This is a genomic window from Chlorobiota bacterium (assembly GCA_016700335.1).
Lineage (GTDB): Bacteria > Bacteroidota > Ignavibacteria > OLB7 > OLB7.
This window is the reverse complement of sequence record CP065014.1, coordinates 2897578-2922019: the sequence shown is the minus strand read 5'-3', so window position 1 is coordinate 2922019 and position 24442 is coordinate 2897578. Positions and strand designations below refer to the sequence as shown.

Here is a 24442-nt window from a genome sequence, read left to right as displayed (position 1 = left end):
ATAAAAAAACATCGGCACATTAAAAATGAATTTTTTATGTGCCGATGACTTTAATAGCAAAATCGAAAAACTTAAATTACCAAAACTTCATTTTCCTCTTTACTGTTAAGTTGATGTCGTCTATAACGCTTTTAATTGGGATTGGTCCTGAATCATGCCAAACTCCATTAAAAAATATTGAACTTCTCCCACCTTTTTTATTATGGATAAGGTTAAAAATTATTTCTGGCATATTTAATATGCTGTCTCTTACAAATGTTTTACCACCATCTTCAGTTCGGTAAATAAAATTTGTAATGAATGTTAATTTACCATTCCCCATATAAACAAAATCATTCAAAGGTAATTGGTTTTTATCTATATTAAAAATAGCAAAAGGTTGCCAAGTTAAACCTCCATCTTTAGTAAGTTGAAAATCCAAACTCTTATTTTTTGTTATAGAATCTTGATCAGGACCTACCATTACACCCTCTTTTTCGTTTATAAATGAATACCTAAACACCTGAACACTAGTACCTCTATTTGGTTTTGTTGGGTCAGGAATCAGTTCCCAAGTTTCTCCAGCATCAGTTGTTCTATAAAACATATTTTTGTATTTATAAGAATAAATGCCAACCAAATAGACTTTAGGAGCAATGCAAACAACTCTATGAAAGCTAATGTTATCACTATCCCCCCAATTTTTGGGTTTAGGAACATGTAACTCCCTACTTGTCAACCAACCATCTTCTGTTATCAATAAATGAGTGGTTGGTGTCTTTGCAAAAGTTACAATAACTAATCCACCATTATTTTCATCAAACATAGAAAGCCTTGAATCATTAATACTATCTTTAAAGATTTTTTTCTTTTTCCAAGTCTCACCATCATCTGTTGAAAGTGCAATTCCTTCTTTAATAGCCACAAAAGCATAATTCTTTTTAGGATAAGAAACCTCAGAAACAAAACAATCTAATCCGTTATTTTGAAATCTTCGCTCCCAGTTAAGCCCTCCATCAGTTGTACGATATATGTAAAATGCATTAACTAAAAGACCATTCATTGGATCAGCATATTCACCACCATAAACAAATGTTCCAACAGTACCATCTAAAATACCTGGAACCCATAAATGCCTTTGTTGACTAAAGCATAAATTACAAACAAGAAGATAAAAAGTTAATATAGATATTACTCTCATTGAAATTAATTTTTAGTTAAAATGGAATTTGGAAATTTTAAAGTTATTGATGGGAAAGGTCCATCAGGAAACCAATCGCAAATAGGCTCACATTTACTATATGCGTAAACAGTGTTAGGATCCCTAATCTCGACAGGGCAATTTCCAATAGTCTGTTTGTTAATGAGTGCTAAATTGCCAGTACTATCAGTTGCATATTCCGCTCTACAACAAGAACCACTATCGCAAGGATAATAACGGCGACCATTACCACTAATCGGAGTACCATTAGGAGCAACTCCAGGTTGGAAAATGCCAATTGTTTCGGCATAATCATGCCTCCAACATCCACCTGCAATTAGCCTAACTATGTTACCATTACAAGGTACTCTAGTCACAATTTTCTGCATTATTTCCTTAATAATTTGACTATCAGGACAAGAGCAACCAGATTGCATATAGAAAGCAAGTAACTGAACTTCACAAACTCCATTGCATTGATGAAATTGAACATGTGCATAGAACCGACAATGAATACTATCACCACATACACTTTCACTAACTACTATAATTGGTTCATTACCAGAAAATAAACAATCAGTACAATTTTCAGAATAAACCAAATTTGGAATAGAGAAAAAGGAGATAATAAATGTTGTTAAAATGATAAAATGTTTAAGAAATTTAAATCGATTTTTCGGAAGCCGAGCGGAAGCCGAGCGGATTTACATTATTAATAAAATAACTTGAGTTCAACTCAGTTGAGCAAGATTTGGGTGCCACACAAATAGAGTTAATGGCGGAAATACTTTTTTTCATTTTGTTAATTGTTAAAAAAATATAATTGATAATTTAGCCCTGTAAACACAATTAAAATCTAAAACTATTTAACGGCATGAAAAGCCTTTACAGATATGCCCTTTGGTGACTTAAGAGAATGCTTTGATGTCGTTAGAAATATGTTACTTATTTGTTAGGATATTTAAGAAAAATAAAGTACATAACAAACTTAACTAATTGAATTTAATTAACAACATTTTATAGGAATAAAAATGAACTATAGTTATAATGAGAAAATGTTATCATAAAAACAGAACAAATTGCCACAATAGCAATTACTATTTCATAATTCAATATGATGGAATAACAGAAACAATTTCATTTGTAATTCAAAAATGAGAAAATTGAAAATCTAAAAATAAATTATATTTTATAATAGTATTAAGCTAAAAATTATAACTCATCCCAATTCCATTGAATTTTGGGTAAACTTGCAATTGGCTAATTCCCAATGGTTTGGGAATATCATTTAAATAATATACTCCATAACCAAAAGCAGAACCAATAACAGCTCCAAAAAATGTATCACTAAACCAATGCATATTACTATAAATTCTAGAACCCATTGTTAATGTTGCAGCTGAGTAAAGTAAAATTGTAGCAAATGTATTGTCTATTTCACAAGAAAGTGAAGATGCCAGAGCAAATGCCATTGTAGAGTGACCAGATGGGTGAGAGTTGAATTTATTATCTGAAGAAAATGGTTGAAAAATAAAAGGACCTTCACCACCATAAGGTCTTTCCCTTCCAATTACACCTTTAAGAATAATATTCAATAAACCAGAATACAAAGATGCTTGAAATACGTGAAGTCCTGAGGTTCTAAGTTTATAAGAATTAAAAATCAAACCACTTAAATATACTCCACCAGAAACTATTAAATTTGGAATAGTGCTTCCAAAATAATTGCCAAACTCATTAATTTTGTCCTTTGTTCCATTATGACCTTCAAGAAATTTTTTACTCATTATTTCATCTAACAGATACATTGATGAAACATCAGTTATTATAACACCTCCAGTTATCAACCAATCTGAAGAAGTGAATCTTAATGGAGAAGAGTACATTAAAAGGAAATCACTACCAATAGATTTTATATCTTTTAAAATAGTATCAGAGATAGAAATCTTGTTAGAAACATTTGTTGAATCAAATGCATGCACAGTTAACTTTTGAAATAAGTTATTATTGTTAATTGAATTTGAACAGTAAATTGATCCAAAAACTGTATAAAAAGTAATAATAAAAACTTTAAAGAATTGCATTTTGGGGGGGAATAAAAAATTTAAAATTAGCAATAAAAAAATAAGGCAGTCAAAATATATTTTGACTGCCTTAAAAAAATCGAATATAAATACTACTTCTGTCCTTGGTGTTGCCAGCAGAAGCCATTAGTATTAGTAGTCATTCTTTCACAACGTTTGTTCTCTTTAGTCATTCCTTTACATTGTGTTGATGTAGAAGAAGTTGTTGACGCTTTATCTTTAGCTTTTTCCTTAGCTTTATCTTTCATTTTTTCTTTTACATCAGCTTTTGTAACACCTGCATCTTTAGCTTTATCTTTGGCTTTATCTTTCATTTTGTCTTTTACTTCATCTTTAGTCATGCCTTTTTCTTTGGCTTTATCTTTCATTTTGTCTTTCACTTCATTTTTAGTCATACCTTTTTCCTTAGCTTTGTCTTTCATTTTGTCTTTCATTTCATCCTTCATCTTGTCTTTAGCTTTGTCCTTTGTTTTGTCTTTCATTTTGTCTTTCATTTCAGAGGCATCTGCTTTTTTAACTTTACCACCATCTTGAGAGAAAACAGGTGATAAGACTAGAATTAGGGAGAAGCACGCGATAATTGCAATTTTGAATAATTTCATTTTTAAGATCTTTTAATTAAATTGTTAATTTTTAACTACTAAAATATAAATTTACTTTTAAAATATATATATATATCTTATGATAAATAGTAATACTAATAAAAAAAGTCATCATATACTTGGAATACCAGCATCGTCAGGTATTGAAGTTGCAAATGTTTTGAGAATAGATAAAAAAATACATACTTCAAAATTAGACAATAAGAATATTGAAATCATTCCAACTGATGAAGTAAATAAATTTCACATTGCTATTAGCCGTTTGAAATTAGATTTGGTTTCAACAAAAAATAATTTTTCTGAATCTGGAAATGAATCAGATATTTTTTTAGCTATGATTATGATATTAGAAGATTCATCATTTATACCTAAAATAATTTCTGAAATCGAAACAAATAATATTAATGCTAATAATTCAGTAATAAACAATTGTAATAATTTAGCTTCTTTGTTTGAAAATTTAAAAGATGTAACTATGCGTTCAAAGGCTGAAGATATTCATTTTTTAAAAGATAAACTTTGCTTTTATATAAACAATGAGCTCCAACAAATGCTAGATTGTAAAGGGAAGATAGTTGTAGCTGAACAAATATCTCCACTAGATTCGGCTAAATTTGCAAGTGAAGGGGCTGTGGGTTTTATCACAAAATTTGGTGGAATTAATTCTCATACTGCCATTATTGCTCGTTCTTTCGGTATCCCTATGTTATGTGGGTTACAAGAATTTAGTTTGATTGAAAATGATATGCTAATAGCTTTAGATGGTTTTAAGGGAGAGTTAATTACTTATCCCGATAAAGAAGTACTTGATGAATATACTCAAAGAAAAAATATTATTGATGAACATAAAAAAATTGCTTACCAAATGCGTGAGCTACCAACTCAAACCCTCGACGGAGTTAAAATAACTTTATGTGCCAATATTGATACTCTTGAAGATATCGATTTTGCAATTGCAAATGGAGCTGAAGAGGTAGGTTTGTTAAGGACAGAATATTTATTATTAGGAAAAGGAGAACCAGTTAGTGCGGTTGAACAATATGAGTATTACTCTAAAGTTGCTGAAAGAGCTTATCCTATGCCAGTTACATTAAGAGTTTTTGATATTGGAGGAGATAAAATTCCAGCAAAAAATTTTGGTGCAGACGATTCCCCACTTGGTATGAGGGGGATAAGATTATTATTTAATAAAAAAGAACTTTTGCATGATCAGCTTGAAGCAATTCTTAGAGCTTCGTCTATAAAAAATTTGAGGGTTATGATTCCAATGGTTACAAGTGATGAACAAATTTGGAAAGTTAAAGAGATGATAAAGAGCATAAGGGCAGAGTTAATTGAAAAAGGCATATCAGTGGATAGGTTTCTGCCTGGTGGAGCAATGATTGAAACTCCTTCTGCTGCATTGGTTGCTGATTCATTAGCAGTTGAAAGCGATTTTTTATCTATAGGTACAAATGATTTAACTCAATATACCTTAGCTGTTGATAGAAATGATATTGAACTTGCAGAATATTATGATGAATTTCATCCTGCAGTTTTAAAGTTAATTAAAATGTCAGTTGAAGCAGGAAAGAAAGCAAATATTCCAGTAACTTTATGCGGTGAACTTGCTGGTAATTTGCAAGCAACTAAGATTTTAATAGGACTAGGGATTAATAAATTTTCAGTATCTCCTACAATAATTCCACAATTAAAAATGAGGATAAGGGAGATTGATTTTAAATTCGCAGAAGAAGTTGCATTAAGGGCTATTTCTTCATCAGATGGTATTACAGTTAGAAAATTAATTGCATCAACTCATTAATTAGAATCAATAAAAGAATTAATCAAAGCTAAAAATTATTAGGTAATTTATTTGTTAAGTATGACTAAAAAAATATTGTTATTGGGTTCAGGTGAACTTGGAAAAGAATTTACAATTGCTGCAAAAAGACTAGGGCAATATGTTATTGCTGTAGATTCTTATAGCAATGCGCCTGCTCAGCAAGTTGCAGATGAAAGTGAAGTTATTGATATGTTGGACGGTGAATCATTAAAAAAAATAGTCGAGAAACATAAGCCAGATATTATTGTACCTGAAATTGAGGCTATTAGAACAGAAACATTTTATGAATTTGAAAATTCTGGAATTCAAGTTGTACCAAGTGCTCGGGCTGCAAATTTCACAATGAACAGGAGAGCAATTAGAGACTTAGCATCTAACGAGCTTGGGGTTAGAACTGCAAGATATAAATACGCAACAACTTTAGAAGAATTCAAAAAAGCAGTTTATGAAATTGGAATTCCTTGTGTTGTAAAACCTTTAATGTCATCTTCTGGGAAAGGTCAATCAACATTGAAAAATGAATCTGAAATAGAAAAATGTTTTGATTATGGAATGAATAATTCAAGAGGCGATGTAAAAGAAATGATTGTAGAAGAGTTTATAAAATTCCATACAGAGATAACACTTCTTACAGTAACTCAAAAAAATGGTGAAACTTTATATTGTCCTCCTATTGGTCACCGTCAAGAGCGAGGGGATTATCAAGAGAGTTGGCAACCAGTATATCTCTCTCAAAAAGATTTGTTGATGGCACAAGAAATGGCGAATAAAGTTACAAAGTCATTAACTGGTTTTGGTTTATGGGGAGTAGAATTTTTTATAACTGATAGTGATGTTGTATTTAGTGAACTTTCTCCAAGACCCCATGATACAGGTATGGTAACACTAGCAGGGACTCAGAATCTAAATGAATTCGAATTACACTTAAGGGCAATATTGGGATTACCAATCAATGAAATAAAATTAGAACGCTCTGGTTCTAGCTCAGTAATTTTATATACTGGTGATGGAATTGGTAAGCCAATCTATAATGGACTTGAAGAAGCATTATCTGAAAAAGAGACAGATGTTAAGTTGTTTGGCAAACCAGAAACAAGGAAATATAGACGCATGGGTGTTGCCCTTGCTTATGGTAAAGTTGATTCTGATATTGAAGAATTAAGAGTTAAATCTAAAAATGTTGCTGACAAAATTTTCATAAAAACTTGTTAACACTAAAACTAATATACATTAAAACACAATAGTCAAATAATATTTAAATGTGTTTGCTACTGTTGCTAATAATTAATTACTTTATCAATTATTTTTTTTATACTATTTACTGTTGGAGTAACTGCTTGCATCAATTCAGGATTATATGGAATTGGGCAATCAAATGTTGTTAATCTTTCAATTGGTGAATCTAAAAATTTAAAACATTCCTTCATTAATTCAGCAACTATTTCAGCTCCAAATCCACATGTCATATTATCTTCATGTATAACAATACATCTATTTGTTTTTTTGACAGATTCAATTACAGTTTCTTTATCCCAAGGCGAAATTGTTCTTAAATCTATAAGCTCAACATTTATTGATAAACCTTCAATTGCTTCAATAGTTCTATGAACCATTTCACCCCAAGTTACAATTGTCAAGTCAGTCCCTTTTTTAATTATATTAGCCCTACCGAAAGGAATAATATAATTATCTCCAGGGTAAGATCTTCTTGCTTCTCGAGAATCAAGCATTGCTCTATGTTCCATAAATATTACAGGGTCATTTCCTCTTAAAGCATATCTTAGAAGGCCTACAGCATCTTCAGCATTCGATGGAATTACAATTTTCCAACCAATCAAATGTGCATAAACAGATTCACCAGTTACAGAATGCCATGGGTCACCTGACTTTTTCCCAAAGCCAACTGGAATTCTTACAACCATTGGAGATGCGAATTTGTTTGCAGTTCTCCAACGCATTGTGCCACAATCTGTAATTTGTTCATGTGCGGGATCTGCATATTTTCTAAATTGAATTTCTGGAACTGGCATCAAACCAGCTACTGCCATGCCAACTGCTCTGCCAATAATTCCTTCTTCATTTAATGAAGTATCAAAAACTCGTTCTATTCCAAACTGATGCTGTAAGTCAATTGTTGCTCCATGTACACCTCCTTTAGCACCAACATCTTCTCCAAATACAAGTATTTTTTCATTAAGGTTCATTTCACAAATCAGAGTTTTTCTTACTGCTTCCAAAAAATTTATTCTTGGTCCTTCAGGATTTGTTGTAGTGCTTGAAGAGTACAATTTTAAAAAATTATCTTCTCCTATAATTGGCATACAACCCCCTACAATTTGTGGGTAATTCTTCTCATAAAAAACAAACCTATGAGCATTTTTTGGATTTGATAATTTACTATCAATAGAAACGTATGCTGCATTTTGAACTTCTATTAATGAAGATTTTTGCATTTCGTCCCAATCATTTTCAGATAATATTTTATTATATACAAGAAAATCTTTTAACTTAAAAAGAGGATCATTTTTGATTTCTATCTCTAATAATTCTGCTGATTTATAAGTTTGAGTATCAACAAACGAATGTCCACAGAGCCTTGGAACTTTAAGCTTTAAAAGCGTAGGGTTACCTTCTCTAGTGTTTTGAACTGCCTTTGAGATTAAATTATATGCTTCAATTGGATCAGTACCAGATCCACTAAAAATTGTCAAACCTTTAAATGATTGTAGGTTTGCAGAGATATCAGAACCAGGTGTTTGATAGTCTCCAGTAACTGAAATTCCATAACCATTATCTTCAATAAAAAAAAGATATGGCAAAGATTGAGTTGTTGCAATTGTCAAAGCAGACCAAAAACCATTTGTTGCGCAAGAACCATCGCCACCTAATGCTACACCAATTGCACCATGCCATTCTGGATTTCCTAAAACATTTGCATAATATTCAACTGATTGAGCCCAACCAATAGCCTGAGTATATTGAGCCCCCACATCTCCACTAGCTGGTATTACTGTTCCAAATTTACGAGGTGGTAAATTGTGAACTACTCCTATATCTCTTCCATCACTAGCTCCACCACTACGTCCCATAGTTGAACGAATAGCTTCTTCAGCAGTTAATCCTTGCATCAATAGAAAAGGCCTAGAACGATAATAAACTGTTGCTCCATCATGTTTATGATTAATCAACTCGCCTAAAATACTTTGGGCTAAATCATGACCTCTTGCTGAAAATTGATATGTTATCAATCCTTTAGGAACAAGTTGTTTTTCTTCTATATCATCGAGTGCTCTAGAAAGAAGTATATTTTGAGCTACTCTTTTCCAATTGAATTTAGTTGATTCTAATATCTCAATTTCTGTTGTTAACTTATTTTCAGAAGACATTGATTTTGTTTGTATAATTTGAAAGCAAGATAATAATTAATAATAAAATAATTTTGGGTATTTTTTTTTGATTAAGATTTTTCGATGATAATTATCAAAAAATAAAATTTTAAAAATATTTATGAAAATTAGAAATTGAATGCAAAAAAATTAATGCTATTTATAAAGAATTAAAATACCAAAAAAAAAGGTTGAATCGTAAAATTCAACCTTTTTTTTATAAAATAGAATTATCTTAAATTTCTATTATCTTCAATCTTTGCATTCTCACGTACTTTTTGCATCCAAGTTTGGAAGACAGAACCTTTACGTTGCATATAATTATCTTTAATTAATTTAACTTTATTAGTGTTAAATTCAGCTTCAGAAGCATCTTTCCTGTCACTAACTAAGATTACGTAATAACCTCTTTCACCACGAATTGGTTGAGAAATTTTACCTATTTCAGAATTGAAAATTGCATTGCTAGCAATTGGATCTGATCCACCACCAGGTAGAGGAGCATTCTTAGCAAGATCTTTGAAATTTTTAACTTCAATTGTTGAATCATTGAACTTCAACCTTACTGTATCTCCAACTGTTACATTTCCTCCTAATTTAGATGCTCTATCTTTGAGCATATCTAATTTTTTAGAAAGGCGAAGTTTGTTAAGTATTACTTCTTTAACATCTTCATATTGAGCCAAACCTTCAGTCTTTATTTTAGTAACTATTGAAATTAATACACTTCCATCTTTCATATCTATAACATCACTAACTTCACCAACTTTGTGAGTCATTATGAAATTAGTTAATCGCATAGATCCAGCAGTTGGTTGTAATTTGTTAACAGGTCCTGTTTCAAGAGCTTGAATCTTTTCCTTACTAGAAATAGAATCAATATTTTCTCCTTTTTCAAGTCTAGCTTGTATATCTTGAGCTTTTCTTCTTAAGTTGTTTTTAGTAAATCCAGAAATTAAAGGAGTAAATTTTAACGAACGGAACTTAAAACTTTTAGAAGATTTATCCATTACCTTTATAATATGATATCCAAATTGTGATTTAACAAGACCAGAAAGACTACCAACAGGTAATGAGAATGCAGCTTCATCGAAAGGCTTTACCATTTGACCTTTTTTGAAATAACCTAAATCACCTCCCTTTGCACCAGAACCAGGGTCTTCACTTCTTGCTTTTGCAAGTTCATCAAAATTTTTCCCTGATTTAATTTCAGAAAGAATTTTAGATGCCACTTGTTTGCAACTATCATCATTTCTACCCTCAGTTTTTATAAGAATATGTTTCGCTCTAACAAAAGATTCACCTGTATCTTTTATATCAACTACCAAAAGAATCTGACTTCCTTCTGGCAAAGAAACTGGTCCTATTACATCGCCAATTTTAGCAGAATCTAATTTAGGTTGAACTTCCTGTGGCACTTCTTGCATTGGTGTATAAGAAGTTCCATCAAATTTTCCAACATTAGAGTATTCATTAAATAAACTATCTTTAGCTTTAGGAGTTGTAGCTAATTTTAATGCATCATTAAATGCTTTTTCTTTTCTTTGAATAGCTAGTGTATCTTGAGCAGAGGGTTGTACATTCCAAAGAATATACTTTCCTTCTCTTGAAGCTTTTTGTTTGTATTGAGCTCTATTTTCTTCAAAATATTTTTTACCATCATCATCTCGAACATTTGTTTGAGCATCAGAAATTAAAGCAGCATCTAGAAAAGCATAATTCCCAGAAGCTTTAGAATTTTTTTCTACAAACTCTGCATGAGCAGCAGTTGCTGAAGGTACTACAGAACTAGAAATTGCTGATTCTACAGCAGCACGTAAACGATCTTTTCTAATAAATTCCTGAGCTTGTAAAACTTGCTTTTTAATTTTTGCTACTTCGTTAGCAGGATACTTTCTTTCATTTAAAAATTTGTCCATTCCAGTCATAAACTGACGGTACATACCTTCATTAAAATAACCTGTTGAATCAGTAAATCCTTTTTTAAGAAAATCTGGTGGCTCAAATAAAAGAGTCTTTGTTAATTCATCATCACTAACAGAAATTCCAAGTTTGTCAGCTTCTTGTGAAATAATCTCTTCAGAAACAAGTTGATCCCAAACTTGAGTTCTAATTTGCTCTTCGTCAATTTCACCTGTTGGGTTGGATTCACGTTGTTGATCAATCATTTCTTTAACTCGAGTTTCATACTCTACTGAAGATATAGGTTGCCCATTGATTGACCCTATTGATTTACCGCTAACGTCGCGGTTGTTGCCAGTGCGACCTTGAGTTCCCCATTCAAAAATGATTAGAAGAACAAACATCACAATCAGGAAGATAACTACTGCGGGCATAGACCTACGCAGTTTATTCATTACACCCATTGAAGGAAATACAGTTTTATTGATATTGAAAATTAATTTCTAAAAATAAGAACCGCAAATATACGGTCTTACTATATTTCAACGAAAAGTCTTTTTTTAAAATTCTAAGTTTTCGTATTATATTAAATTAATCAAAACAAAATGCTTTTACTCTAAAATTGGTAGAATTCAATAAATAGATTTAATTGCCATAAGCAGTTATTAAATTTAAATCTCTAATAATTGAATTGATTAACTCATTTAAAACTACCTGACATGATTCGTTCTTTAATACTTCAGCACTTTTTAAGTAAGGTATATTAAACTTTTGAATAAAGGAATCAGATGGTATAATTTCAGTTGAAGTAGGAAATATTTTATATTGGATTAATTCTCCAAGACTTATGTTCTTACATTCCAAATAATTTATTGATGATGATTTTTCTGATGAAAAATTCCCAGATTTGCTGTATCTACCTCGAATTGTATACAAAACATTACATGTAACTTTAATCGTCTTAGTTACATCATAATACTTAATAGGATAAGTAGCCTCGTATTTTGAAATAGAAATATTCCTATTTGGTTTGTAATTAGTATCTAAATAAGTTTCATTCCATACTCTAATTCTATAACCAGTTTTTGGAGATTTTTTTTCCTCCGGCTGATGTTCAATAAAATCATTAGAAACAACAATAACATAATCTGCTTGATTTATTGCACCAACAAATTTTATAGCATCATTATTATTGTTCGCAATTAACTTAGAATAAATTTGATTTGATAAATTATTGTTCCCATCAAAGAATATTTTAACTGTACTTTTTTCATAACACTCATTAACTAAATTATCTAATTCTGGAAAAAGGATATTGACTTTTTCACGAATTTTAATTGGATTTAAAATTTTATAAGCTTCACGATAATTTTTTAAATTGTAATAATCCAATCCTTTTGCAAATAATTGCTTTGTAATGCTATCATAACATACTTGCCTTTTTACAATTGTTTCCTTATAATTTAATTTTCTCTTATTTACTTTATCAAATTCAACAATTGCCCTATTTAAATCACCTGATTTGAAATAAGTTAAAGCATTAATATACGTACTTTCTGTTATTTCAATATTGCAATCTTCTTTTAATTTTATAATGTCTTTATAATTCTTATCAAATAAATAAATTTTATCATATACCATTTCAGCATTTTCAAAATCTTTTTGTGAAAATAGCACAAATGCATCTTGATACAACTCCTCTTTAAGTTTTAATATGATTTGGTTTTCAAGTTGTTGGTAAGCAGGTTCCCATTTAACTATATTTGAATGAAACTTAAAATTTATATCCGAAACTTTTTGTTTGGCTAAGTTAATTTTGTTGAGAACATTCTCGAAGTCATTTGATGTAACTGAGTTGTTTAAAATTTGTTTTGCTTCATTAATTGAAGACAAAATGCATTTATTACCAATTCGTAATATTAATTCATCTCTTTTTAAAGATGGATCATCTTCAAGCCTTGTAAGCTCATTCCAAACTGCTTCACAATACATTCCTTTTGATTCAAGATTAGTTGCGTTTTGTAAGATGCCATTAGTTGTAACACAACCTTGAATAACAAATAAACAAAATAAAAATATAATTAATTTTCCAGTTAAAAAGCCAATTAGTTTCATAACAAATATTTTGAGTTGTTAGAATATATAAAATTGATTATTAAATAATTTGCAATTAAAATTTTTCGTAATTGAGAATGTATTCATTAATAATTATTAATCAAATTCTTTAGTGTTATTCATTTTTTAGAAGTTTAATAATAAATAATTATTTATAGTAATTCTTAATCGATGTTGATTGCAAATAAAAATAAAGGATTAAAATCAAAATTGAATTTGTTAGAATATTTTTAAAAATAAAAAACCACATAAAGCAAGAAATAAGCCAATGTGGTTTAGAATATAAATATGTTATTAAAGGTTATCCCATTTTTACTTGTACATTACAATTATCTGTTGTTATTTTAATAACTGGTATTGATCTATCAACAACCATGTTTTTAATATTAGTTGGATATAATTCTGTTGTTTCTGGATTCTCAATAAAATCCATTAATACCAACCAATCTTGCTCAGATAAAACAACAATAGATTCATTCCCATCTTGCATAATAGGATAAAAACTCAATACTCTTTCTAACAAACTAACTCCTTGTTTAACGTGCAGTGTTACGTCCATTTTTATTTTTAATATATTATTTTAACTTTTCTTTTTAACTGATTTAAATTCTTTAGAAAAACGAAATTCATTTAACTTAATTGCTTCAAAAATTATCTGACTTAATAAATCCTCATCTACATCAGTTTTATGTTCAAATGCAATAGATCTAACTTGTTTTCTTCCTTTTGATTCTAATATGTTTTCTGGAAAAGAATGTTTATTACCAAATACAAAACTAAATTCACATTTCCCTTTTTTTGACTGAATGACAAATCATCCATCTATTATTAACATAATAAAATGGGATTTTAAATCTAATTTTAGGTACAATATTATATGAACACGACATAATGATATTATGCAAGAATATCAAAATATCTTTATTTTTTTCCTCTTGCGAATATATGTAATCTAGAAATTGATCCAAAAAGTATATTCAGATTATAGTAGATATTTTTCAATAATTTTAACAATTTTTACTGAAGCTCCACTTTTCCCAAACGGGAAAGATTTTTTAGTCATCTTTTTATACAAGACTTTATTTTCAATTAATTGAGATGTCAAATTTGTAATATCCTCTTGTTGAGTTCCAGAAATTAAGCCACCTCCAGAGGATATAAGCTCACCTCTTTCACTTGATGATCTAAGAATAATTACAGGAACCCCAAATGCAGGTGCTTCTTCTTGTATACCACCAGAGTCAGTCATTACAAGGAATGACTGACTTAAAAGATTTATAAACTCGATGTAATTCATAGGTTCTTTTAATATAATTCTTTCATATGGTTTTAAGTATTTTTTAATTGCTTGCTTAACTTTTGGGTTTGGATGAACTGGAAAAATTATTTTAAAGTCTTCATATTTATTTACAATTTCATTGATACTATTGAGGATATTCTTCATTGGAATTCCAAAGTTCTCATTCCTATGAACTGTTATTAGAATAATTTTTTTATCGTTAACTATATCCAACTTATAATTATTTTTCTTTGAACTTAAATGATTAGAAATAAATTTTAATGAATCAAGAACAGTATTTCCTGTTATAAAAATTTTATTATTTGGAATACCTTCCTTTAATAAATTATTTTTATTAAATTTTGTTGGGGCAAAATTAAGTGTAGCTATTTGAGATATTATTCTTCTATTCATTTCTTCTGGGAAAGGAGAATAGATATCATTTGTTCTTAATCCTGATTCAATATGTGCAACTGGAATTTTTGAATAAAAAGCAGCTAAAGCACCACTACAAGCAGTAGTTGTATCACCTTGAACAATTACCAACTGTGGTTTTTCTTTCTTCAGAATTTCTTCCAATTGAATTAATACGTTCCCAGCAATATGATGTGATGATTGTGAACTAAGCATCACGTTTAAATCATACTTCGGTTTAATTTTGAAAATAGAAAATACAGATAAAAGTAATTCTTTATGCTGTGATGAAGAAACAACAACAACATTATGTAATTGTTGTTTTAAAAGAGAAATTACTGGAGCAAGTTTAATTGCCTCTGGTCTTGTTCCTATAACTACTATTATTTTAAGTTTGTTCAAAAATTTAACTATAATTTAGTTTGCAATTATATTCAAAGTTATACATATATTTTTTTTTATTGAAAAAAAATTAGGGTTACACAAAACTTTATATTTGTCATGAAGTTAATCAAATTTAACAAACAATTCAATTAATTAATGAAAAGAATAATAACATTTTGCCTATTTATTTTTATATGTTTTATATCAATCAAGTATATAGGTATAGCCCAAGATAAGAATGATACAACTAGAAAATCTAAAGTTGAAGTATTAACACCATCTCCATTAAATAGAATTGAATTAAGGGCAGGAGGCATAAATCCTAAAGCAGTTAGCGGTGTTGGGGCAATTCAAACATTAATTTCTTCTTCGGCTTCACCAACAACATTAGGAGCAACAATAGGAGGTTCAAAAGATATAGGGTACATAAGGAATCAAATCAACGAAGGATACGTACCTAAATTTGTAGATTTTTCTGCAGAAGGTTTGTATAGTGAACATGATATTTTAACTCCACAAATTGATTGTTCAGAAAAGCTTTGTCTTTCTTTGGGATATGGTTATGCCCCAACTGCTGATAATAATTCAAATGCATTATTTGTTCACTTAGGGCTATCATCTGGTGTAAAAATAGATGAATTTAAACGTCCACCATTGCAACTATGTTTAGTTATTGATAGAAGTGGATCTATGTCTGAACAAACAGATGGATCAAGCAAGGTTACAAAAATTCAAGCTATTAAAACTGCAATTGTAAAATTATTAGATAAATTAAACTCAGATGATTTGCTTTCAGTTGTAACATTTGAAAATTCAGCAGAGGTAATAATTCCTCAAACAAAAATAAATTCGAGCAACAAGGATGATTTAATAAAAGCTATAAACTCAATCAATGCAGACGGAGGAACTAACATTGAGCAAGGACTATTTATGGGTTATGAATTGCTTGAGCAACTACCAGAAGTAAATGGAACTAACAAAAGAATAATGCTTTTCACAGATGCTCAACCAAATTCTGGGGCAACAGATTCAGTAAGTTTTACTAGCATAATAAAAAAATATTCAGATAAAAAAATTGGATTCAGTGCTTTTGGAGTTGGCTTAGATTTTGGACAAGAACTTATATATAATATTTCAAAGCTTAGAGGTGCTAATTATTTTTACTTAGAAAATAGTGATAAAATTTCAAAAGTTTTTGATAAAGAATTTGACTTTTTAGTTACCCCAATTGTATTTGATCTTAATGTAAAAATTACAACTCCACAAGGATTAAAGCTCAAGGCAGTTTATGGGTTACCAAATTGGAAGGAGGGAGATAAAGATGCAAATCTAGAAATACCAACTGTTTTTTTCTCATCAAATAAAGGAGCTATTATTTTAAGATATGAAAAAGATGATAGTTCACCACTTATAATCAAAAAGAATGATGAATTAGTATCGGGAAGTATTTCTTATTCAGATCCATTAGGAAAAAATTATAACTCATCTATTGAAGTAAGAAATCAAGCAAAAGCAACATTGATACCCGGAACACAATATTACACTCATGATGGAATGAAAAAAGCTGTAGCACTTACAAACATATTCTTTGGATTAAGAGACGGTTGTATGCTAAACACTGAGGGTAAAACTAAAGAAGCATTAGCAGCAATTTCAAGAGCAAAAACTTTAGCAATGGTTGAAAATTTATATATGAATGATAGTGGCTTAAAAACTGAAATAAAATTACTTGAAAAGTTATCCGAAAATATTTCAAAAGGTGGCAAACCTTCTGCTTTAGGAAATACAAAAAAGAATTATTAGAATAGTATTAGATTAGTATTAGTTTAAAAAATATTAAGTAAAATAAAAAAGTACCTCTAATAGCTATACATTTAGAGGTACTCTAGTTTACAAAAAAAACTTAAATTTAATCCTTAAAATTTTCTGTTGATAATTCTAGTTTTAATGGAATAAGATTTTTATTATTTATGTCTGTGGTTCCTTTTGGTTTTATCTCGATGATTTTATCATCACCTTGTTTTGCTGTTCCTCTACCATCAAGGTTACTAGTACCAATGAAAATTCTACCATCAGGTGATACACATAAATCCCTTAATCTACCAAAAGAAGTGCCTCCAGTATAATATGTTCTTTCAGATTCAATTTGTTTGCCATCGGGGCTAAGCTTTAAAACAACTAGTTTACTTGCTTTTAATGTTGTCAAAATTAGACACCCATTCCATTCAGGAATCAAATTTAAATTATAATAATCCATACCACAAACAGCTAATGTTGGAGTCCAAACTTTAAGGGGTTCAACAACATTAGAATCTTTACAAAAAGTAGTTTCCAACGCATTATCACAGAAACCCATTACTGTAGGCCAACCATAATTTCTTCCTTTAATAATCAAATTAATTTCGTCATCATTATCAGGACCATGTTCAGATTGATACATTAAACCATTTGGAGTTAAAACAATACCTTGAGCATTCCTATGACCTTTACTCCAAACTGCATTTGAAAAAGGATTATCCAAAGGAATACTTCCATCTAGATTTAGTCTCAAAGTTTTACCATTTAGACTTAAAGAATTTTGAGCAGAAGGTTGATCTTGAGCATCACCGGTAGTAATAAATAATTTCCTATCATTTGAAATAAGTAATCTACATCCATCATGAGTTGAATATCCTTTGATACCATCAATTATTTTTATTGGCTGTAAAAGTGAATCATTCCTATAAGTATATCTTTCAATTTTCACTCCAAGAGTACTTCCAGATAATAAGTATGTATAAGCTATATAAACCCAAGAAGTATCTTTGAAATTTGGATGTAAAGCCATTCCCATTAATCCAGATTCTGAAATTTCAGTAACTCCACCTAATTTGGATACGATGATTTTTTGTTCTCCAGTTTCGGGATTAATTCTGCTTATTTTACCTAATCTTTCTGTTAACCAAATCCAATTGTCAGGTCCCCAAATTATCTCCCATGGTGTATCAAGTCCAGTTTTAACATTTCTAGTTACTAATGATGTTTGCTGAGAAAATAATATTGAAAAAGAAAAAAACAGTATCGTAATTGAAAGTATTGAAAATTTCATTTGTAATTAATATATAGTTTGAAGTTCAAAATTATAAAATTTAGTAAAGAATAAAAAATTATTAAAATAATTATTATAAGTAATTTTACAAAAATAAATCAAATAGAAAAATGCAAATATTGAAATTGTATTTTAAAAAATAATTTAATCCTTTTGGATTTAAAATATCATATTTGTATTGTTGAAGAAATTAAATTTTTAAATGAATAAATTATTAGTAGTCTTGATAATTTTTGGCTCAATTTTAGTACCAACTAATGCTCAAATTGAGAAGTATATTATTGCGGCAGTTACTCATTCAAATTCCTCATCAAATTATGGAAAGCCTCAAATTTTGTTAACGAGCATTTTTTCTGATGGAATTTATGATTGGGGAAAGGATAAAACATTAAAGCTAAATTCAGAGGGATCTAATATTCAAGATGTAACTTTATTAGATGATAAGGAGGGTGGCGTGTATATTTTATATACAAATGAGTTGTTTGGGGGGGATATGAATATAGCAATACGGAGAATTTCTCCAAAAGGAATTGAATTGTTTGGTGATTCAAAAAATCCAGTTGTTTACATATCGAAATCAAAAAATATTGAAAAGAATCCAAAAGCAATAGTACTTGAAGATGGATCTTTAATAATTGCATACGAAGTACATTATTTAAGTAATAGGGACATTGATATAGCAGCAGCACGAATTTCAAAAACTGGAACCAAAATATGGAATAGTAATATTTGGGTTTCAAATTCATCAAATAAAAAAGAGAAGTTGAGCAGTTTAACTTCAGATGGAAGAGGTGGGGCTGTTTTAGTTGTTGAAACTTCAAGTGTTGAGTTAGGTCAAGTTGATGGAGATATTATTGCAAACCATATTGATATAGCAGGCAAATTAGGTTGGGATGGAAATTCAACTCTACCTATTAATGTTGCTGCAAGTAAGCATATAGAACGCAATGCAACTGTTGCAAGTAATGGTAATGGAGGGGTTGTAGTTGCTTTTGAGGTTGAATATACTTCTGGAAATAAAGTTTCAGATGTAGATATCTTTGCACAAAGTATATCTGCTATAGGGAAGAAGCTTTGGGGTGAATCACCAATAGTTGTAAGTTCTGCAACCTCTGTACGTGAGTATGAGCCTGTTTTAGCTGCAGATAAGGAAGGAATTACAGTTGCTTTTGAAATGTTGGTTCCTGTTAACAATATCTTCACTCAAATGATTGGAGTTCAAAGAATTGATTTGAATGGAAAGTCTGTTTGGAATGAAGGAAAAAAAGCAAAATATATATCATTATCAAAAAAAATATGTGAGAAACCTAGTGTTTTCCCTGATGGTGTTGGAGGAGCTTTCTTTTTATTTGAAGTATATGACTCATCAACTCAAGATAGAGATATTTATGCACAAAGGCTAAACTTAGATGGTAGCGATATGTGGGGAGATGCTTTACCCGAACCAATTATTTCTAGCAATTCATCTATTGAACAAAATTTAAATGCTATTGTAGTTAAAAATAATGCGCTTGTAGTAGCTGCAATAAGAACAGTGAATTTAAATTTACCAAACAAACAAGAACCAAACAGATCTGTAGTAATTCAAAAAATTACTTTAGATGGAACTTACCCTTGGAAAGAAATTGATGCTCCAATAACATTAGTTTTTGATAAAGATATGGATAAAAAAATATCAATAATCAATCTTAAAAATTGATTTAAATGTTAATTAAAATTTTAAGCAGGTTTGTATTTTTCTTAAATACTTACATTTCAGCGAAGATATCGTAATCTGTGGCATCAACAATTTTAACGTCTACAAAATCACCAACTTTAATAACTTTATCAGTTTTAATATAAACCTGTCCATCAACTTCAGGGGCATCACGGTAACTCCTAGCAGTGTATTCGCCTTCAGTTTCAGCTTCAACGAAAACTCTTTCATAAGTTCCAATTAGTTTGTCATTTTTATCTGAGGATATTCTTTGTTGTAATTGCATAATTCTTTCCATCCTTTCTTGTTTTAGCTCTTCAGGAATTGGATCTTCTAAATCAAATGCAGTAGTATTATCTTCTTTCGAATAAGCAAAAACTCCAAGTCTATCAAATTTAACCTCTTCAACAAATTCCATCAACTCTTGGAATTCATTTTCACCCTCATTTGGATAACCAATAATAAGGGTAGTTCTTAATGAAATATTAGGAATAGTTTCTCGAATTTTATTTATTAAATCCAAAGTTGCTCTTTTTGTGATACCTCTTCTCATTGATTTTAAAACTTTATCGGCAATATGTTGAATTGGCATATCAATATATTTACAAATTGTGTCATGTTGGGCTATAATTGGAAGGATATCTAAAGGAAATTTTGCTGGATACGCATACATTAATCTAACCCATTCAATCCCACGGACTTGAGCAACTTTATCTAAAAGATTTGCAAGCTTCCTTTCACCATACAAATCTAGACCATAGTACGTGCTATCTTGTGCAACTAATATAATTTCTTTAACGCCTTGTTGAGCTAAATGATTTGCTTCAATAAGAATATCTTCATAGCTTCTTGAAGAATGCCCTCCTCTCATAATTGGAATAGCACAAAAAGAACAAGGGTTATCGCATCCTTCAGAAATCTTTAAATATGATGAATATGTGCCTTCAGGGACATATCTCATTCCAGTTAAGTTTGAAGGTTGTAATGGGTTTATACTTTCAATAATACCTTTAAAATCTGTTACTCCAAAAAAATTATCAACTTCTGGAAGCTCAAGTTTCATGTCCTCAGTATACCTTTCAGATAAACATCCAGCAACATAAATCTCTTTAATTTTACCAAGCTTTTTTAACTCACCAGCTTCTAAAATTGCATTGATTGATTCTTCTTTTGCAACATCAATAAATCCACAAGTGTTTATAATTAAAATGTCTGAGCCCTCAGCTTGATCTGTTAGTTCAATGTTATTATATTTTAGCATTCCTTGCAATGTCTCAGTATCAACAGTATTTTTTGAACATCCAAGTGTAACAACGTTAACTTTTTTTTTAGTTAATATATTTGATGTTAAATCTATTTGTATTGGATTCATTTTATGATGATTTGAAATTTAAGATAAATAAATTGTTAAATTCTTGACTTCCAAGAAATAATAATTTGTTGCAAAGTTAAATATAAATTGAATGAAGTAACAAGACTTAATAATACCATAACATGAAAAAACTTTACATGGAAGTCAAAACAAATTAAATTATGAAAGTTGCAACAACTATTTTTTTAGTAAAGTCTAATGAACTACGTTAGATTTGTAGATATTAATATTAAGATTAGATAATCAAACCTAAAAATCAATTGTTCCAATTCTTAGAAGCAATTAGAATGGCATTAATGTCATTACTATCAAATAAGCTTAGGGCTTCTTTGGCTATGCTTGGTGTTGTTATTGGTATAACATTTGTTTTGCTAATGGGATGGTTGCTTGGTGGTCTAGATAAAGTGTTTGAAGTTACTTTGTCAACTTTTGGAGAAGATGTTTTGTATATAGATAAATGGGATTGGGCAGGGGGTGATAATTGGGTAGAACTTAGGAATAGAAAAGATATAACATTTGAACAATATAAAAAAGTAAAAGAGAGACTTTCAAATAGAGGTTTTGAACTTGTAATGCCCTCAGTTGCTAGTATGAATGGTAGAATTAAATACGATGATATAGTTGCAACAAATGTAATGATTCAATCTACTACTCACCAATATCCACAAACCGTTGGAAACAAAATTTCTGATGGCAGATTTTTTAATGAACAGGAAAATGAAACTGGTTCAAGAGTTTGCATTATTGGTAACACAGTTAAAGAAAATGTTTTCCCGAAAATTGATCCTATAAATAAAGATTTAAAAATAAATGGGATTACTTATAGAATAATTGGAGTAATGAAAAAAAATGGTGGATTTGGTCCAGATTTTTTAGATAATCAAGTAATTATTCCTATAAAAAGATTTTTCTCTCAATTTGGAAATAAACGGAGTGTTGAAATTGATGTAAAGATTGGAAGTAAAGATCCTCAAGTAATTGAAGACGCAAAGTTTGAGATTAGGAGTATAATGAGGCAGGTAAGATCCATAGAACCTGGTGGGAAAGATGATTTTACTGTTAACTCTCAAGAACAATTTAAAAAACAATTTGATCAGTTACGTTTAGTTGTTTGGGGGGTTGGCTTATTCATGACTGGACTTTCTTTCTTAGTTGGCTCAATAGGTATTATGAATATAATGTTTGTTTCAGTAACAGAAAGAACTAAAGAAATCGGTTTAAGAAAAGCATTAGGTGCTACTAAAAAAAGCATTCTAACTCAGTTTATTATTGAATCAGTTTTCCTATGTTTTTTAGGAGCGATTTTAGGATTAATTTTAACTTCAATTGTTGCTTACATTGCATCAAATAAATTAGATATTGAATATTTAAGTTCATCTCTAAAGCCTTTACAAGTTGCAATTGCAATAATTGTTGGTGTATTGGTTGGAGTTATTGCAGGTGCTGTGCCAGCTTTTAGGGCAGCCAGACTAGACCCTATTGAGGCATTAAGAGCAGATTGATATAATATTTTGCCAAAAATTGTTTTGCTAATAGATACTAATTAATTTAAAAACATTTCAATTCAATTACAATTTATTACTATTTATCATTTGAATCAATCTTCGTGATCTATTACTTTTGTGATGTATTGTTTTACTAAATCACTAAATTAATTAATCAAATGAAGAACAGGATTCTTTATGAAGTGCTAATTGCATTGTCATCTTTTATCGCACCAATTATTACATTAACAATTTGTAGAAGTTTACCTGAAACTACTTTTACAATGTCGAATTCTAATTTATCAAACCAAGAATCAAGAGCTAATTTTATTACTCAAATTCCCAAATCAATTCATACAATTGGAAATAACAAATCGATTAAGTGAGTAAGGTATATTTTATAAAATTGATTAGTTTTAAAGTTATATAATTCTTAGAATACTTTATAAGACATAATAATTATAAAAAAAGGACATGTTGCCTAAGTAAATTTGGCTCATGTTTTTTTATATGTTATTTGATATTGTATAATTTTGAATACCTATCGACTAACCCAGAAAGTGAGTACTTTTGATGGACTCTTTCCTTACCAGATTCAGCAATTTTAACTCTTAATTCAGCATCATCAATTAAATTTTTAATGCAATCAATAAGGTTGTTTAAATCCTTTGCAACATATCCACTAACACCATTTTCTATATGCTCTAACATGCCCCCTCCATCTTCCATAATTATGCTTGCAATCCCAAACCCCATAGCTTCAACAACAGAATTTCCGAATGACTCCTCTGGTCCAGAAGGCTGAACAAATATGTCTAGAAGCTGCAAGTAATTGCCTACGCAATCAGTTCTTCCTGTAAAAGTTATAATATCATTTAAGCCCAAAGTATCACAAAGTTTTTGTAGTTCATTCTTATTTTCTCCATCACCAATAATTAAACAATGAATATTTTTAGATTTAAGTTTTTCACAAGATTTAATCAATAAATCAATTCTTTTCCAATCACGTAAATTAGCACTTGTACCAATTATTACCTTGTTTGAATTATCTAACTTTAATTCATTTAACATGACATCAAAATTAAGCTTTGGTTTTAATAATGAAAAGTCAATTCCATTATAGGTAGTTATCACTTTATCTTTAGCAAAGTTAAAAAGTTTTTCTGCTGACTCAGCTCCCTGCCTAGTATTTCCCGAAATACCATTGAAGTATTTTCTTAAAAAATAACCTATAGTCTTATATCTAAATAATTTTTTTAAGGGGTAATTGAACCATCCACTTCTATGAGTATAATACCTTTTAATATGTTTAGATTTTGTAGATAAATAGATTAAGCCAAGTTCGGCACTATGAAAATGTACAGAAGAATAATTTTCAAGAATTTCTAGAAATTTTATCCTAACACTTAAGTCCAAATTATTTCTTTGGTGTAATTCAAAAACAACTGCACCAGTTTCTTTAGATTTTTCTGCATAATATCCGCCTGAGTGAGCAAGTAGAATATCTGCATTAATACCCTTTGATCTTTGCTCTCGAACTAGTTGATACAAAGCTCTTTCAGCCCCACCACCTAATTCCATATTCCACATAATATGAAGTATTCTATTTTCCATAAATTTTTTTGAATAGC

General features: G+C 29.8%; 18 protein-coding genes. 6 read left to right on the top strand and 12 right to left on the bottom strand.

The genetic code is table 11. The features are described 5' to 3' along the window. Positions 1-76: 76 nt before the first annotated feature. The 4 genes from IPP08_11845 to IPP08_11830 all read right to left on the bottom strand — a co-directional run bounded on the left by IPP08_11845 (position 77) and on the right by IPP08_11830 (position 3866). Entirely contained in the window at positions 77-1180 is a 1104-nt protein-coding gene (locus IPP08_11845; protein ID QQS66433.1) for a hypothetical protein, read from the bottom strand. A 5-nt stretch (positions 1181-1185) separates the two neighbouring features. Next, positions 1186-1782 carry a hypothetical protein gene (locus tag IPP08_11840; GenBank protein ID QQS66432.1) on the bottom strand — a complete coding sequence of 199 codons (597 nt, stop codon included), beginning with the start codon at positions 1780-1782 and terminating at the stop codon, positions 1186-1188. Positions 1783-2385: 603 nt separating this feature from the next. Then, on the bottom strand, positions 2386-3264 hold the full coding sequence (locus tag IPP08_11835) for a phosphatase PAP2 family protein (GenBank protein QQS66431.1): 879 nt from the start codon (positions 3262-3264) through the stop codon (positions 2386-2388). A gap of 92 nt (positions 3265-3356) precedes the next feature. After that, positions 3357-3866 (bottom strand): hypothetical protein, encoded by a 510-nt coding sequence (locus tag IPP08_11830; protein QQS66430.1) that lies wholly within the window; start codon positions 3864-3866, stop codon positions 3357-3359. Positions 3867-3945: 79 nt separating this feature from the next. Between IPP08_11830 and ptsP the strand changes: the two genes are divergently transcribed. Beyond that, positions 3946-5670: a phosphoenolpyruvate--protein phosphotransferase gene (ptsP, locus tag IPP08_11825; protein QQS66429.1), complete on the top strand. Its 1725-nt coding sequence runs from the start codon at positions 3946-3948 to the stop codon at positions 5668-5670. A gap of 60 nt (positions 5671-5730) precedes the next feature. After that, positions 5731-6903 (top strand): formate-dependent phosphoribosylglycinamide formyltransferase, encoded by a 1173-nt coding sequence (purT, locus tag IPP08_11820; protein ID QQS66428.1) that lies wholly within the window; start codon positions 5731-5733, stop codon positions 6901-6903. A gap of 65 nt (positions 6904-6968) precedes the next feature. Here purT and IPP08_11815 read toward each other — a convergent pair whose 3' ends face one another. The 5 genes from IPP08_11815 to wecB all read right to left on the bottom strand — a co-directional run bounded on the left by IPP08_11815 (position 6969) and on the right by wecB (position 15189). Continuing rightward, a complete protein-coding gene (locus IPP08_11815; GenBank protein QQS66427.1) occupies positions 6969-9077 on the bottom strand; it encodes a pyruvate dehydrogenase in 2109 nt (702 codons plus the stop codon). 230 nt (positions 9078-9307) lie between these two features. Beyond that, positions 9308-11443, bottom strand: a complete 2136-nt coding sequence (locus tag IPP08_11810; GenBank protein QQS66426.1) for a peptidylprolyl isomerase — start codon at positions 11441-11443, stop codon at positions 9308-9310. Positions 11444-11624: 181 nt separating this feature from the next. Beyond that, positions 11625-13094 (bottom strand): hypothetical protein, encoded by a 1470-nt coding sequence (locus IPP08_11805; protein ID QQS66425.1) that lies wholly within the window; start codon positions 13092-13094, stop codon positions 11625-11627. 301 nt (positions 13095-13395) lie between these two features. Further along, a complete protein-coding gene (locus IPP08_11800) occupies positions 13396-13653 on the bottom strand; it encodes a hypothetical protein (GenBank protein QQS66424.1) in 258 nt (85 codons plus the stop codon). A gap of 423 nt (positions 13654-14076) precedes the next feature. Beyond that, on the bottom strand, positions 14077-15189 hold the full coding sequence (gene wecB / locus IPP08_11795; protein QQS66423.1) for a UDP-N-acetylglucosamine 2-epimerase (non-hydrolyzing): 1113 nt from the start codon (positions 15187-15189) through the stop codon (positions 14077-14079). Between the two features lie 138 nt (positions 15190-15327). Between wecB and IPP08_11790 the strand changes: the two genes are divergently transcribed. Beyond that, positions 15328-16974 (top strand): VWA domain-containing protein, encoded by a 1647-nt coding sequence (locus tag IPP08_11790; GenBank protein QQS66422.1) that lies wholly within the window; start codon positions 15328-15330, stop codon positions 16972-16974. A gap of 106 nt (positions 16975-17080) precedes the next feature. Here IPP08_11790 and IPP08_11785 read toward each other — a convergent pair whose 3' ends face one another. Continuing rightward, positions 17081-18259, bottom strand: a complete 1179-nt coding sequence (locus IPP08_11785) for a PQQ-dependent sugar dehydrogenase (GenBank protein ID QQS66421.1) — start codon at positions 18257-18259, stop codon at positions 17081-17083. 202 nt (positions 18260-18461) lie between these two features. On the opposite strand from IPP08_11785, the gene IPP08_11780 reads away from it, so the two are divergent. After that, positions 18462-19958 (top strand): hypothetical protein, encoded by a 1497-nt coding sequence (locus tag IPP08_11780; protein ID QQS66420.1) that lies wholly within the window; start codon positions 18462-18464, stop codon positions 19956-19958. Between the two features lie 49 nt (positions 19959-20007). On the opposite strand, the gene rimO is transcribed toward IPP08_11780, so the two are convergent. Next, positions 20008-21327, bottom strand: coding sequence for a 30S ribosomal protein S12 methylthiotransferase RimO (rimO, locus tag IPP08_11775; protein ID QQS66419.1), 1320 nt, complete (start codon positions 21325-21327; stop codon positions 20008-20010). 260 nt (positions 21328-21587) lie between these two features. Between rimO and IPP08_11770 the strand changes: the two genes are divergently transcribed. Together IPP08_11770 and IPP08_11765 are read left to right on the top strand one after the other, a co-directional pair. Then, complete coding sequence (locus IPP08_11770; protein QQS66418.1) at positions 21588-22829, top strand: ABC transporter permease; 1242 nt, start codon at positions 21588-21590, stop codon at positions 22827-22829. 161 nt (positions 22830-22990) lie between these two features. Further along, positions 22991-23197 carry a hypothetical protein gene (locus tag IPP08_11765; protein QQS66417.1) on the top strand — a complete coding sequence of 69 codons (207 nt, stop codon included), beginning with the start codon at positions 22991-22993 and terminating at the stop codon, positions 23195-23197. Positions 23198-23324: 127 nt separating this feature from the next. Here the strand turns inward: IPP08_11765 and IPP08_11760 are convergent, their stop codons facing one another. After that, positions 23325-24425 (bottom strand): glycosyltransferase family 4 protein, encoded by a 1101-nt coding sequence (locus IPP08_11760; GenBank protein QQS66416.1) that lies wholly within the window; start codon positions 24423-24425, stop codon positions 23325-23327. Positions 24426-24442 lie beyond the last annotated feature (17 nt).

What these genes read in the sequence shown, in the direction of transcription:
- IPP08_11845 (QQS66433.1), bottom strand. Translation starts at nt 1,180, where the DNA reads ATGAGAGTAATATCTATATTAACTTTTTATCTTCTTGTTTGTAATTTA.
- IPP08_11835 (QQS66431.1), bottom strand. Translation starts at nt 3,264, where the DNA reads ATGCAATTCTTTAAAGTTTTTATTATTACTTTTTATACAGTTTTTGGA.
- IPP08_11830 (QQS66430.1), bottom strand. Translation starts at nt 3,866, where the DNA reads ATGAAATTATTCAAAATTGCAATTATCGCGTGCTTCTCCCTAATTCTA.
- ptsP (QQS66429.1), top strand. Translation starts at nt 3,946, where the DNA reads ATGATAAATAGTAATACTAATAAAAAAAGTCATCATATACTTGGAATA.
- purT (QQS66428.1), top strand. Translation starts at nt 5,731, where the DNA reads ATGACTAAAAAAATATTGTTATTGGGTTCAGGTGAACTTGGAAAAGAA.
- IPP08_11815 (QQS66427.1), bottom strand. Translation starts at nt 9,077, where the DNA reads ATGTCTTCTGAAAATAAGTTAACAACAGAAATTGAGATATTAGAATCA.
- IPP08_11810 (QQS66426.1), bottom strand. Translation starts at nt 11,443, where the DNA reads ATGGGTGTAATGAATAAACTGCGTAGGTCTATGCCCGCAGTAGTTATC.
- IPP08_11805 (QQS66425.1), bottom strand. Translation starts at nt 13,094, where the DNA reads ATGAAACTAATTGGCTTTTTAACTGGAAAATTAATTATATTTTTATTT.
- IPP08_11800 (QQS66424.1), bottom strand. Translation starts at nt 13,653, where the DNA reads ATGGACGTAACACTGCACGTTAAACAAGGAGTTAGTTTGTTAGAAAGA.
- IPP08_11790 (QQS66422.1), top strand. Translation starts at nt 15,328, where the DNA reads ATGAAAAGAATAATAACATTTTGCCTATTTATTTTTATATGTTTTATA.
- IPP08_11785 (QQS66421.1), bottom strand. Translation starts at nt 18,259, where the DNA reads ATGAAATTTTCAATACTTTCAATTACGATACTGTTTTTTTCTTTTTCA.
- IPP08_11780 (QQS66420.1), top strand. Translation starts at nt 18,462, where the DNA reads ATGAATAAATTATTAGTAGTCTTGATAATTTTTGGCTCAATTTTAGTA.
- rimO (QQS66419.1), bottom strand. Translation starts at nt 21,327, where the DNA reads ATGAATCCAATACAAATAGATTTAACATCAAATATATTAACTAAAAAA.
- IPP08_11765 (QQS66417.1), top strand. Translation starts at nt 22,991, where the DNA reads ATGAAGAACAGGATTCTTTATGAAGTGCTAATTGCATTGTCATCTTTT.
- IPP08_11760 (QQS66416.1), bottom strand. Translation starts at nt 24,425, where the DNA reads ATGGAAAATAGAATACTTCATATTATGTGGAATATGGAATTAGGTGGT.